At 41.0% G+C, this 14,144-nt stretch carries 9 protein-coding genes; 7 read left to right on the top strand and 2 right to left on the bottom strand.

Annotation, left to right across the window (positions count from 1 at the left end; all coding sequences use genetic code 11):
- Positions 1–578 precede the first annotated feature (578 nt).
- The gene (locus EXT47_RS20680; protein ID WP_039495338.1) at positions 579–1,793 is read right to left on the bottom strand and encodes a hypothetical protein; all 1,215 of its coding nucleotides are present in this window, start codon (positions 1,791–1,793) and stop codon (positions 579–581) included.
- A 702-nt stretch (positions 1,794–2,495) separates the two neighbouring features.
- Here EXT47_RS20680 and EXT47_RS20685 point away from each other — a divergent pair.
- The 6 genes from EXT47_RS20685 to rmuC all read left to right on the top strand — a co-directional run bounded on the left by EXT47_RS20685 (position 2,496) and on the right by rmuC (position 10,646).
- Entirely contained in the window at positions 2,496–3,728 is a 1,233-nt protein-coding gene (locus tag EXT47_RS20685; RefSeq protein WP_017216876.1) for an AAA family ATPase, read from the top strand.
- Positions 3,729–3,741: 13 nt separating this feature from the next.
- Positions 3,742–4,704 (top strand): ParB N-terminal domain-containing protein, encoded by a 963-nt coding sequence (locus EXT47_RS20690; RefSeq protein ID WP_039495339.1) that lies wholly within the window; start codon positions 3,742–3,744, stop codon positions 4,702–4,704.
- A 170-nt stretch (positions 4,705–4,874) separates the two neighbouring features.
- Positions 4,875–7,967 carry a DEAD/DEAH box helicase gene (locus EXT47_RS20695; protein WP_039495340.1) on the top strand — a complete coding sequence of 1,031 codons (3,093 nt, stop codon included), beginning with the start codon at positions 4,875–4,877 and terminating at the stop codon, positions 7,965–7,967.
- A 239-nt stretch (positions 7,968–8,206) separates the two neighbouring features.
- Entirely contained in the window at positions 8,207–8,410 is a 204-nt protein-coding gene (locus tag EXT47_RS20700) for a hypothetical protein (protein ID WP_010376203.1), read from the top strand.
- Between the two features lie 5 nt (positions 8,411–8,415).
- Positions 8,416–9,102: a response regulator gene (locus EXT47_RS20705; protein ID WP_039495341.1), complete on the top strand. Its 687-nt coding sequence runs from the start codon at positions 8,416–8,418 to the stop codon at positions 9,100–9,102.
- A 62-nt stretch (positions 9,103–9,164) separates the two neighbouring features.
- Positions 9,165–10,646, top strand: coding sequence for a DNA recombination protein RmuC (gene rmuC, locus EXT47_RS20710; RefSeq protein ID WP_010376201.1), 1,482 nt, complete (start codon positions 9,165–9,167; stop codon positions 10,644–10,646).
- A 73-nt stretch (positions 10,647–10,719) separates the two neighbouring features.
- On the opposite strand, the gene EXT47_RS20715 is transcribed toward rmuC, so the two are convergent.
- Entirely contained in the window at positions 10,720–11,205 is a 486-nt protein-coding gene (locus EXT47_RS20715) for a hypothetical protein (RefSeq protein ID WP_039495343.1), read from the bottom strand.
- A 358-nt stretch (positions 11,206–11,563) separates the two neighbouring features.
- Between EXT47_RS20715 and EXT47_RS20720 the strand changes: the two genes are divergently transcribed.
- Entirely contained in the window at positions 11,564–14,107 is a 2,544-nt protein-coding gene (locus tag EXT47_RS20720; RefSeq protein ID WP_130127464.1) for a TonB-dependent siderophore receptor, read from the top strand.
- The last annotated feature ends 37 nt before the right edge of the window (positions 14,108–14,144 follow it).

A 14,144-nucleotide genomic window follows, 5' to 3' on the forward strand; every position in this document is an offset into this window, starting at 1 on the left:
CACACAGAATTTAATGATGTGACACAATTTAACATAATCTTGATAGATAAGCATAGTCCATACAACTACTGACTGTACTTGTCCTCTTTATAGTATGATGTGTTCTATACCACTTTAAAACTTATAGGCTAAGATGAAATCGTTATCTTCACAGATTAAGTACTAAATTTCTTCAGGTTAAATTTTGATTTATCATTAAATTTTAAGCTCTGAAATAGCTTATCGATCACGGGCTAGTATCTAGAAATCACTAATAAATCAACGACTATCGGATAAAAAATTTTTTCTATTTGATTGTTCTAAATAGGAAAATATGAATTATTGATATGCTTGTTCTCTCCTAAAGATTAAGAATTAATTTGATCCGCTGATGTAGTTTCAAGATTTATTGATGCCAGTATTTTTACATCGCAGAAAATTTTTAAGAAGGCTTTTAGCTCTTTAGACTGCATCGTTTTGAAGAATTAGATAGTGATAAATTTCGGTCGGAAAATATCCTTAGTTGGGATAGAAATTAGCTTTGATATCAAAGTTCTTTATTTTGGCTAGAAATACCATTCTAGCCAAAATAAGAAATCTTATTTTTTGACGATTTCTTCTAATGTATCTTCATCAATTACTTCTACATTTTCAACGATACGTTTTCCACCTTGAATTTCGATACGTTTATGGTGTTTATTGAGAGCCAATATCTCGTCACAGAATTGAGCAGATGGGTGCATTTCGTACACATAATCAACGATTTTTCCGGACTTTTCATCCTTAACATTTGAAATATTGTATTCGGATATCGCCCCTTTCTCGATCAAATCTTTCATTGTTGTGGTCATATCACGACGAAGTGCCTTCAATTTATTCTCTGTAATTTCATCATCAGAATAAATTGAGCCGTATTTTTCCATAATTGAAATTAGGCGAAAATGATAAGTTTTACCTGGAGCTGCGTAACGCCATAGATGATACAAACGTAGCATCATCCAACGAGATAAACCACGTTTTAACTCTTGAGCACTGTTGAAGTAATAACCTTTATACTCCAAGTTATCGATCATGTTATGAACAAATGCATTTAAACATGCAACACATTTTATGTTCCCGCCCTGTCCTTTTTTGCCACTAAAGTGTAATGACGACAGAAAGTTCATGTTTGATTCGTAAAATGAATCATCAATATTTGGGTTTTTAGTATCTGTAGCCGTATATTTGAACGAAAGTTTAGAACCTTGAAGGGCTTCCAAAGATTCCTTAATTTGTGGATAAGGCATTGATTGACCAACAGCTTTTAATTCTTGAGCAAGCTCGTTCATCGAAAAAATAACTGCGTATTGAATACCGGACTTAAAATTTATTTTAACAATCTTGCCTTTAGAAGCCAGACGGATCAGCGCGCGCTCAACCTTTTCTTCTCGGTCAGATGGCCAAACTAAAAATTCTTCGTCATCACCATCTTTTTTAGTACTAACAACAGCAGGCGTAATTTTTATCTCACCTTCGTATAGAATACCATCTACTTTTTCAGATATTTTCCTCGTTACGATTGTTTTTTTAGGCGCTTCTTCTAACGGTAATTTTTTATGTCCCGAACGAACAAAGCGTCCCCATAAATCGTAATGATTAAAGGTATTAGAATAAGCTCTTAACCCATGGGCAGCATTTTCTAAAGATACTCGAACATCTTTATTATCCGTAAACAATGCCAAACTTTCGTTATCGATTGCACTTTCTACACCATGGATCTGTCCACGAAGTGAATCGGGCAAATTGTCAACAGAGATGTTCACCTTCCGGCTCATTGTTTTACTTCCAAATTTTCATGACGTCTAATAACAACATATTCGACAGAAAAAGTTAATGATTAAAGTTAGTAAAAAAGTGATCCGAAGTAACTTTTTTTGTTAGGATCATTTTTTTACTAACTAGGGGCTATTTTCAGATCAAGCTTTTACTAACAGAGGTGAAATTAACGCTGAAAAACCTTTGTTTAAGGCCTGTTTAGCGGAATTACAACGACAAACCAGACGTCCTTGTGGAAAACTCTACCATTAATTAGTAAAGATCTGATCTATGCTAGGTAGAGATCAGATCTATACATACCTTAAAGCACTTGATCTTATACCATCTGTGCATAACTATTTGATCTTACTTAGTAAAAAATTGATCTACACCACAACACCTGTGAACAACTCTGTGCATAAGCTGTTTGTATATATCTTTTTGAAATAGTAGTTAGTAAAATTTCGATCTCGGAGTTATAAGAGATCTGATCTTAACCTAGTAAAAAGTAGATCTATAAAAATTAAAAAAAATGATGTAAAACAGTTGGATAGGTCATAGTTTCTTTGCCTTAGCCTTTAATACCTATATATTTAACCATATCTAAACTTTCTTATTTATACTTAGATGTAAATCAAAATTACAAATGTCTTTGTTTTTTTGTGTTTACAGCAAAATATATGGACATTATAATAATCGTTATCAAATAAAGGATAATGTGTATGTCTATAAATAACAATGCGCTATCAACGTACCGGCTCTTAAAAGCTACAGCAGAAGTAGCAGAACAATCACTTGCTGGTCGTATTCAACATTATAGAGCTCATCTTAAAACTGAAGAAAAAGAGCTTAGAACTTACACGCAAAAAGCTGCTGCAGATCTACTTGGTGTAAATAATAGAACACTCAAAAGACGTCATGACCAAGGTGACTTTGATACCATCAATATAAAGAAAGGCGCAAACGGTCATTATGCATACACATTAGCAAATATCTTTGCGATGGCAGATGTTCTGGGTGTAAATGCTGATCAACGAAAGTCTAGCGATAAATTACAAGTCATTGTGATTAATAGTTTGAAAGGTGGTTGTGGTAAAACAACAAGTTTGGTGAATATTGCAGCTGCACTAGCTACAACCAATATTAAGCGCTATCGCATCGGGATCATTGATCTTGATCCACAAGGATCGTCATCAAGCTTTTTTCCATCTAATGATCATGAACCGATCACTGTTGGCGATCTGATGAGAGATTGCATTGAATTAGATGAAGGTGAAACATGGAAAGATCTGGTCTCTAATTCATTCCAAGAAACCCACATTCCAAATATTCGCGTATTACCTTCTGGTATGGATGACTTTTACTTTGAGCACGAAACAGCAACAGAGTTAAAAGAAAGTTCAAGCTACGAAAAGACACGTCATTACCATAAGCTTAAAGAGAAGGTTATAGAGCCTGTACAAGACGAGTTTGATATTATCCTAGTAGATACCGCGCCTTCACTTAATTTTATGTTCTACAACGCATTGATGGCGTCTACGGCTATGTTAATACCTGTACACCCAGAGGCCGTAGACTTCGACGCTAATAATAAATACCTGAAGCGTCTTGGTGAGATATACCATACTGTTGCAGCTCTTGGTCATGAAGGCTGGGACTTTATGCAATTCTTGGTCACTAATTATGTTAAAGGCAACCATTCTCAGCGCGATATAGTTAAAGATGTACGTAGTGCTTTTGGCCGTCAAGTAATGAGTTACCCAATCAATCACAGCTCTGCAATTACAGCGAGCTCTTCATCGTTTAACACTATTTTTGACCAAAAGACTTCAGATAGTTTGGCAAGTCGTGAAGCATTGCTAAAAGCGCAAGAAAATATCAAAGACGTGGTTGATGAATTAGAGATGCTGATCCGCTCAAATTGGCCTTCAACACAATCCTCGCTAGCAGAATAAAAAGGTATTAATAATGGCTAGAAAACGTAAAAATGACACACGAATAGATCCTTTTGCTACTGCGGTTGAAGGCAGTAGCCTCGATGATCTTTTAGATCAGGCTAAAGTAGGCGATGTGGTTACTATGCCTGCGCCAAGCGATCCGACAAAAACCATAGTACTAACCTGTGAAGTAGTGCCGTTTAGCGAAATTGAGAGTAAAACCACAGTTTATGGGCAGAATCGCCGCGAACAATCCTTATTAAGCGAAAAAGCGGTCGCAGATATATTACCTGCCATTAAAAAAGATAAGCGAAATCTCCACCCTGCCCTATGCTGGCAACACAATGGCAAACTTCACGTTTTATCAGGCTCAAGACGCCGTAAAGCCTGTTTGCTGGCCGAAGCAGATTACGTGGTGTTGAGCTCGAAAGACTTTAGTGACGAAGATGCAAAAACATTAGCGGTATCTTCCGATCAATATATTGCCCCGAGCCTTTGGGAATTGGGTAAAGCCTATTTTGATACTAAGCGTAACTTGATCGAACAAGGCCAAAAAGGATCGTATCGAGAAATCGCTGCCGTGGAAGGTGTTTCTCACACAGCTATCGCAGACGCATTGAAAGCTTATGAAAGCATTCCGGTCGAAGTATTGCAGTTGTATCCAACGGCGAATCATTTGGGCCGTGAAGCGGCTAAAAAGCTCATCACTGCAAAACAAGAACAACCTGAGCAGTTTTCAGAGCAAATTGCTGCACTTAAAGCGCAAGATTTTATGACTGAAGAGATGTCAGATGAGAAACGTGCTGTTCAGATCACTAAATTCTTGACTACTTTCGGAAGTAGCGATTCACGCGTGGAATCCATGCTAGAGAACGACTACATTCGAGTACAAAGAAATCTTAAAAGCGGTGATGTTACCGTGAAAATAGATAATCGAGTATTGACTGATAAGCGTTTGGAACAACTGCAAAAATTACTTAGCAGTTATAATTAAGGTTTGTTCAAAAATTGCCGCGTTGGTTGAATTATCAAGCAACTCGGCGCTTTTTCTAGTCAGTTGACCTCCAACCAGTCCTTTTTTAGCGAATTTCTCGCATTTCTCTCTTTAGCTCAAATCACTAATTTCATATACTGGCTTTTTATTTTAATTTTGACGTGCACTTAATGTCTTCGCAGTTATCTAAAGAGCAACTTTTCGCCTTATTTGAAGAAATCAAACAGGAGCAGGCTAATCAATTTCCTTTGTCTGAACGTTTTCTTCGTCAGTACTTCAATTCAGCTTTACTTGCGAAAGCTAAGGAGTATTTGAAAGACGAACAAGTCTGCTACCTTCAACACAGCGAAAACTTTGCGCAAATCGATGCGCAGGTATTGGGAAATTACGGCAATACCTTCACTCAGCACATCAAAATAAACCAATCACAAGGTACCGTTTCGGTCGAAGCAAACTGCTCTTGTTCAAATAATCCTAAATGTCGGCACATTGCCGCGGTATTGCTCAAACTTAAAATCGAACATTCTGGTGGCTTTGGTGAGGCTTATTTGGTTAATGACTGGTTTAATGAACTCGGGCAGTTGCAGCAGGTCGATAAAGCAGACGCGGAAAACGTCTTACTCTTTGTGTTAGAGCCTCGAGCAAACGAAGTCCTTGTAAGTCCTAAGGTATCGCCAAATCGGCCCGATGGTGTTTACCCCTTAGGTCGAGTGTTAACCGAGCAGCAGCTTAACAGTCAGGTCGCTCCTGCTGGTTTATTAGAAAACGATTTTCGCTTATTTAGCTGGATCCGCTCGCAAAATACACCGGGTCATTTTGAGCTATTTGGCGCCTGGGGCTTTAATGCACTCACACAACTTGTACATACCCATCGCTGTTTTTATCGCAATCAGCGCCAACCTTTGGAGCTTGGGCATAAGCAAACGCTAGATTTTTACTGGCATCAAGAAGGCAATGAATACCAACTTAAAAGCCGCCTAGCGAATGTTGAACACTGGCGTTTGATTAAAACCGAACCTCCGGTGTATCTAGATACTGAAAACTTGGTCGTCGGCCGAATTGAGTCAGAGCTTACCGCGCAGGAAATCGCCCACCTTCATACCATGCCTACCATCACGGCTGAAAAGCTAGAGCAGGTTATGGCACGTTTCCAAGATATCTTTACGGATGATGTCATTGCGCCTCCTGCTGGGTTTTCGCAGTTAGCGAGTAAGCAATCTAATGTTGCTAAGCTTATAAAACTAGATAGGCCAAATAAAATTCGCTTTGCAATTGAACCACTTGGAAAAGGCGCGACGAAAAAGCAGTTAGCAAGGCTGGAGCAGGTACTCACAGGTCTGGGCTTTGTCCATGAGGGCGACGAGTTTTTATTACCAACTGAGGATGGCGTTGAAGTCCATTGGTTTAACCGGGAGATCAGGCCGCTTTTACAAGGTAAACGTTGGATTGTTGACGAGCTGCCAAGCAATGGCCTTGTTGTTACACCAAAAGTGCTGTTAAGCCTTAAACGAGATAAGCAACATCATGTGCTCGGAAAGGTGATGTTAGATGACAAACCCGTTACGCTCAACTGGGATAAGCATCCTGTTCATGAGCTTAACAACCTCGCCCATGAATATCGCTACGTCGAAATAGGCGAGCAGTTCTATGCCATTAGCAAATCCATATTTGATGAATTGCTGGAGCTGAAATCCCGTTTTAGTTATTACCTTTCGAGCTCACAATTTAAATTTCCGTTGTCGTATGCCAAAAAGCTGTTTGAACTGACTCATATTCATGCCGACTCAGATGATCAAAAGCTACTTGATTACCTCGCTGAGCTAGATAAACCGATAGAAAATCTTGACGTGATCCCTGCCAGCGAAGGACAGAGCTTCACCCTACGAGATTATCAAGTGCAAGGTGTTAACTGGCTTAAATTCCTTAATCGTCATCAGCTAGGTGGCATTCTGGCCGATGATATGGGCCTTGGAAAAACGCTTCAGGTTATTGCTTACTTTATTTCTCAGCACAATACGCTAGTGACACAACCAAGTTTAATTGTCTGTCCGACGAGTTTAGTGGGGAACTGGCGTGACGAATTTAAACGTTTCGCACCGCACCTACCTCTCACTATTATTCATGGATCAAATAGAGAGGAAGCACTCACTAACTTGTCTGGTGCACGATTTATTCTAACGACGTATCCGCTACTTAAGCGTGATGTGGCGTATTATAAAGGGCTTGATTTTGATTCGATTGTGTTGGATGAGGCGCAATATATTAAAAACGAAAGCGCACAAATCTCTAAATGCGTAAAGAGCCTATCCGCGCGTTTCAAACTTTGTTTAAGTGGCACACCGGTAGAGAACAATTTACTCGAGCTTAAATCGCTGCTCGATTTTGTCATGCCTGATGTGCTGGGTACTAAGCAGCAGTTTAAGCAACACTTCCAGATCCCAATTGAAAAAGAACAAGATCGTCCTAGAGCTCGAGAACTCAGATCGCTGATCGCACCTTTTATTCTTCGTCGTACAAAAGCTGAGGTTGTGAAAGAGCTACCCAATAAGACAGAACTCATCAAAGAATTAGAGTTCTCTGATGAACAACATAAGTTATATCAGGGTGTTCAGCACCAAGTAGAAAGCAAATTGCTCAATCTATTTCAGGAGCAAGGCGTTGAAAGAAGTAAGCTTGCATTCCTCGATGCCTTGTTAAAGTTACGTCAGATCTGCTGTCACCCACAATTGGTTGATAAATCACTGACCGATCAACATGGCGCTAAATTTGAGTGGCTTGCACAACACCTGCCTGTGCTACTCAGTGAGGGCCGTAAGATAATTATCTTCAGCCAATTTACCAGCGTGTTAGATCTCATTGCTGAGCAGTGCCAACAGCAACAGTTGAAATACACCATGCTGACAGGGCAGACAAGGCAACGGGATAAAGCCATTGAGGCGTTTACTCAAGGCAAGTGCAATGTCTTTTTGATAAGCCTAAAAGCTGGGGGAACTGGTTTAAATTTGACTCAAGCAGATACGGTTATCCATTTCGACCCTTGGTGGAATCCTGCGGTAGAAAATCAAGCAACAGATCGCGCCTATCGTATCGGACAAGATAAGCCGGTATTCGTGTACAAATTGATTATGGCGAATTCTATCGAAGAGAAAGTGTTTAAGATGCAGCGCGATAAACAAGCCCTTGTTGACGCCCTATTTGCTGAGTCTGGTGTCAATCTTGGTCAGTTTGATGAGTCGCAAATGCTAGCGCTTATAAAAAATTAAAAATAATTTGGAACTAATCATCAAAGGTGAAGGTCTATGATAGTGCTTGTTGTGACATTGTTGAAACAGTAGGCATATGTTGATTTTCCCCCTTTGTTACTGATTGTAATAAGCCAGCTTAATTAAGTTGGCTTTTCTTTTTTCTGGCTCTAAAACATCTTTCACTCCATTTTTATTCCATAATCTCGCGCTTTAATAGCTACAACGGAGAAACGCCATAGACTAATTAGGATAACGTTATGCTTTGCTACGATGCGACAATTTCACACTTAAACTTTATTGAGACACAATCAGAATCAGACTATGATCTACTTAATGAAGTGGCGAGTTCAGAAGACTTGTCTAGTATACTAACCATGTTACTGTTCGATGACACGCTTTCAGACAAGTTAAAGCGTCAAGTTAGACAACAATTGAAAAAGTTAAAAGCAAAGAGTAAATAAATCCTATGTCTACCCCATCAAGAATTTTGCTCGTCGAAGACGACCAAGATATTGCAGAGCAGGTGCTGTTGTTTTTTAGAGCATCCGGTTTTGAAATGTTTCATATTGCAGACGGTGCAGAAGTTGTACCTTGGGTAAAGTTAAACCAACCTGATGCAATCTTGATGGATATCATGTTGCCGAACCAAGATGGCGTAGAGTGTATGCGTCAAATTCGAGCGTTTTCTGAAGTACCTATTGTGATGCTGACTGCCAAAGTGGCAGAAGCAGACCGTTTAAAGGGCTTAGAAGTCGGCGCAGATGATTATGTATGTAAACCTTTTAGCGCCGCTGAATTAGTGATGCGCATGAAAGCGATCTTACGTCGTTGTGTAAATACCAATGCGTATCAAAAGCCTATCGAAGTAAATCGCGAAGAATTAACGGTTAAACTGAATGGCAGTACATTAGGCTTAACCAAAGTTGAGTTTGACGTCTTTGCGCTTTTATATGATGCACCAAACCGTGTCTTTTCAAGACAGCAAATTCTTGATTATATTCAACCGGATAACTTTGATATTTCGGATCGCGTAATCGACAGCCACATTAAAAATATCAGAAAGAAAATCAAAGGATTAGATTTATCTCCGAAAATTGTAGAGTCGGTATATGGCGCCGGGTATCGCTACAATGGTCAACAGATCACTGAATGACTAAGTGATTGAAATTTATATCTAAGGTATTATCAAAGTAGAAGAACCGATGAGATCTCAATATGCTTTGGTCAATGCTCTCCAATACGCCTGCATGGTTTAGTCTTGCGCTATTTGCAGGCGGTGCGGCTACCCTGCTCCCCGTTGTTTGGGTCATACGCAGCACTTTCAAAAATCAACTCAATACTCAACTCGCCTCAGAGCAAGCACTTAGGTCGCAACTAAGCCAAGCCGAGCAACTCGCTGAGCAATTAAGAGCGCAGCAACTACAAAGTCATGGCCAACAGCAGCAATTGCAAGCGAGATTAGCTGAGCGTCAACGGCAAGCTGCTGAATATCAGCAGCTATGGCAGCGAGAGCTAGATGCCAAGGAAGAAATTCAAGTACATGCTCATGAGTTAGAGGTTGAAATGGCCAACTTGCAAACCTTGCTGGAGCAAAAGCAACTAAGCTTTGAGCAACAGCTTGCGCAGCTTGAACAAGCGAAAGTCCAGCTTAAAGAAGAGTTTCACAATCTCGCGAATCAAATATTTGATGAGAAAAGCGAGCGCTTTAGTCACCAAAGTAAAGAAAAAATCCAGCAGTTGCTGCAGCCAGTACAAGGTGAGTTAAAGGGCTTTAGAGATAAAATGGAAGCCATTCATAGTGAAGAGCTGAAGCAACGGGCGTCATTAAAAACTGAATTGCTGCACTTACAAGCCAACAATAAAGCCATGACTGAGCAAGCAGATCGTTTGACCACTGCGTTACAGGGGCAAAAGAAAGCACAAGGTAACTGGGGTGAACTCATGCTTGAAAATGTGCTTGATAGCGCTGGGCTACGTCCGGGTTACGACTATCAGCGAGAAGTAAACTTTAATACCGACGAAGGCAAGTTTCGCCCTGACGTCGTGGTTTACTTACCGCAATCCCGTCACCTGGTAATTGATGCTAAAACCTCATTGAATGCCTATACAAGGTATATTAATGCCACAACCGATAGTGAAGCGAATCAAGCCATTGTGGCACACACCGAAGCCATCACAGCACGGATCAAAGAGTTAGGTAGTAAATCTTATGAGCGCTTACCAGGTCTTAACTCCCCAGAGGTGGTCATCATGTTTATCCCTGTGGAATCTGCATTTGTTGAGGCGGTTAAGCATAAACCAACGCTTTATCAGGAGGCTTTACAAAACAATGTATTGGTGGCAACGCCAACAACGCTTTTAACCAGTCTTAATATCGTTAAACAGTTATGGCGTTTTGAGGAGCAAAGCAAGCATACCAGAGAGCTGGCGCTTCGAGCTGAGAAGTTTTATAACAAGCTCAATAGCTTCCTACATAGTATGGAAGGGGTGGGTAAACAGCTTGATAAAGCAAAAGAGAGCTACGAGCGAGCGTTTTCTCAGTTATATATGGGTAAAGGCAACTTAATTAAGCAAGCTTCTGAATTTAAAGAACTAGGCGTTGCCGTAGTCAAGGAGCTACCCGAAGAACTCGAAGAAAAAGCTAAACTTGAGCTTGAGCCGGTAAGTCAGCTTGGCAACCACGATAGCTCGAAATAACCCTTGAAATCCAAAAACAAAAAAGGCCCATTGGGCCTTTGAACGAAAGATAAAAGAATTTAACTTGAAATGATTAAGGTGCCTTGCATTTGGCATAGTCACTGTGGCGTGGCGTATCCGAATACAAGTGCATATAAAGCGCAAATTGGCTGACATCACGCCAAACATTGCTACTGGCCGGTGGGCATAGTGACTGCTCGATATAACCCTTAAGTGCCTGTCCCGTTAATGCTAATTTAGTCGGGATACGGATAAACACATTGATGTCATCTTTACTGGTTTTTAAATGTGAGAACTGCCAGCTACCAACCATATACTGTTTGGTAAAGTAGCGGTTGATACGCATTTGGGATTCTTTACTAAGCTGCTGAGTGGGTGCCTCAGGCGTTTCGGTAACAAATGCCCATGCACTTACCAGTGAAATAATAGTGGCTAGTACAAAAGTCCAAATCACAGCAGGTGATAGTTTATTTTTTGGCTTTATTTGAAGTTGCTGCTGGCTCGCTCTAGATTCAACAATTTTCAACCATTCAGCATGTTTTAGCGTCCGTTGTGTCATTGGTACTCTCCGTTTCTGCATACTGGTATTTAAGCGTTTCAATGTGGAGTAAAGATGGAGTGGGCAAACATCAGACCAGTGCCCTTATGAGGTATAAGGTAGATCAAAAAATTCTTTATTATTGATGAAAGAATAATTCTAAAATCCGCGTCTTTTCTTATGATAGTGACCTAATTTTAGGCTGGTATTGAATTAGTAAGTACCAACATTTTGGTCATAAGTCGAATGGGTATCGTACCGCATTTTGTGTTATTTACTTGGGTACCTTATTCAGTCTTGATTTATCTTCATATTGACTAAATTAAGTAGTAATCGGTCTTTTACAGACTCTGCGTTCAACATATTCACGGGACAAACTATGCAATTTATTAATAACAAGCTGGAAAACGCTGTTCGCAAGCCAATCTCGTTGGCTGTCGGTGCCGCGCTTCTTTCAACTATTTCAATTCATGCGCAAGCCGAAAGTAACAACACTGAAGCCAAAGAAAGTGTTGAAGTTATCGAAATCACTGGTACGCGAAGAAGTCTTCGTAGTGTCGCCGAGAGCACGGTGCCGGTAGATGTGATTTCTTTAGAAGATATGCAAAGTACAGGTCAGCTGGAGCTAAGCCAAGTACTAACAACTCTAGTGCCTAGTTTTAACTTCCCAAATTCAACGCTGGCGGATGGCACGGATCACGCCCGTCCGGCAGTACTTAGAGGTTTAGCACCGGATCACACCTTAGTGCTGGTAAATGGTAAACGTCGTCATGCCGGCGCATTATTGAATTTAAATGGTACCGTTGGTCGTGGTTCAACGGCGGTTGATTTAAATACCATTCCAGCTGCCGCGATTAAGCGTATAGAAGTACTGCGTGATGGCGCTGCTGCTCAATACGGCTCAGATGCCATTGCTGGCGTTATTAATATTGTGCTTAAAGATGCAGAAGAAGGCGGCAGTATTAGTGTGACCTATGGTGAGCACGATACACAGATGGCAGGTGTCCCTGACTTATTACAAACCCGTGCAAACGCTGCGGGCGATTTAGACTTTGTATTAGGAGATGACCGCAAGCGTAATGATGGTGGTACTACAACAATTGGTGCCAACGTTGGTTTTGCTTTAGGTAATGATGGTTTTATTAATCTGTCTGCCGAATATAGAGATAAAAAACCAACTAATCGTTCAGGCTTCGATCCAAGAGAGCAATATGCTCGTGATGAAAATGGTCAACTTGACTCAAGAGAGTTTTCATTCGATCGCTACAACCACCGTTTTGGTAAAGCCGAAGTGGAAGACTTTGCACTATTTTACAATGCGGGTTACAACCTAGATGCTGAAACCGAGCTTTATTCATTTGGTAGCTACTCGACACGTGAAGGTAACTCCGGTGGTTTCTATCGTCGCGCAAATGACAGCCGCAACTTAACTGCGGTATACCCAGATGGTTTCTTACCTCAAATCGTCAGCGATGTAGATGATTACTCTTTTGCGGTTGGTGTAAAAGGCACTCAAGGTGAGTGGGATTACGATATCAGTACAAACTATGGTGTGAATGACTTCGCTTTGGGGGTCGTAAATAGTTTGAATACTTCGATGGGGGTAACAAGCCCGACTGAGTTTAATAACGGCGCTTTAGTTTATTCACAGTGGCTTGTGAATGCTGATGCTAAAACGGCATTGGATTTGGGCTTACCGGATGACGTATTTTTCACGATTGGTGCAGAATATCGCCGCGAAACCTATGAAATAGAAGTCGGTGAAGAAGCTTCTTACCTCACAGTGCTTGATGCTGAAGGCAATCCCGTTGCAGCTGGTGGTGCGCAGGTGCTCGCTGGTTTCTCACCAGCAAGTGCTGTCGATGAATCTCGTCATAACATCGCTTTATTCGCAGAGTTTGATACCTACTTAACGCAGGACTGGAATGTCGTCTTGGCGGGTCGCTTTGAAGATTATAGTGATTTTGGTAGCACTTTCACCAGTAAACTGGCATCGCGCTATGTGGTGTCGGATAACTTTTCACTACGTGGTGCAGTAAGCACAGGTTTTAGAGCGCCTTCATTGGCTCAAACGTCCTATAAATCAATTGCTACGGTATTTGAAAATGGCGTACCGAGTGAAGTTGGCCACTTCCCTGTTGATACGGCAGCTGCAAAAGCGCTGGGGGCTCGAGAGCTTGAACCGGAAGAGTCGGTCAATATGACGGCGGGCTTTGTCTATACACTAGACGCGTTCTCATTTACTGTGGATGCCTATCGAATTGACATCGACGATCGCATCGTCCTTTCTGAGAACTTAGGTGGTCCTGAGGTCATTAATATTTTGCAGCAAGCGGGTGAGCTCAATACGCAAAGTGTAAGGTACTTCACTAATGCTATCGACTCGCGTACTCAAGGTGTGGATATCGTGGCAACGTACAGTTTTGATCTTGCCGACTACGGTGATCTGCGTTTAAGTGCCGCGGTAAACATCAATGACACTGAAGTGACGCATGTAAAAGCAAACCCTGCTGAGCTTGAAGCCCTTGGTGACAGCTATGAGTACTTTGCTCGTCGTGAAATTGCACGATTTGAAGATGGGACACCAAAAGACAAATGGAACCTAGCTGCAATTTGGCAATTTGGCGATTGGCAGACGACATTACGTGCCACACGCTATGGTGAAACGGTAGATTCTTCGAGCGCAGTAGAGGACGATGAAGTATTAGACGCTAAATGGATCACTGATTTAGAAGTGGCTTATAACCTAGGTGACAACTGGAAGTTTGCTGTAGGCGCTAACAATCTATTTGATCAATATCCACAAGATACTGTTAGTAATATTGGTTATACAACGTTTAACCAGATCTTTCCTTACTCTGCATTCTCGGCATATAACACCGATGGTCGTTTTGTGTATGGCAACATCAGCTACCGATTCTAAGCAAGCTTAGAAAGACGAAAGGCCAAGCATCTGCTTG

Origin of the sequence: Pseudoalteromonas sp. CO342X (genome assembly GCF_004208915.1) — a bacterium.
In the GTDB taxonomy this organism is placed as follows: domain Bacteria; phylum Pseudomonadota; class Gammaproteobacteria; order Enterobacterales; family Alteromonadaceae; genus Pseudoalteromonas; species Pseudoalteromonas maricaloris.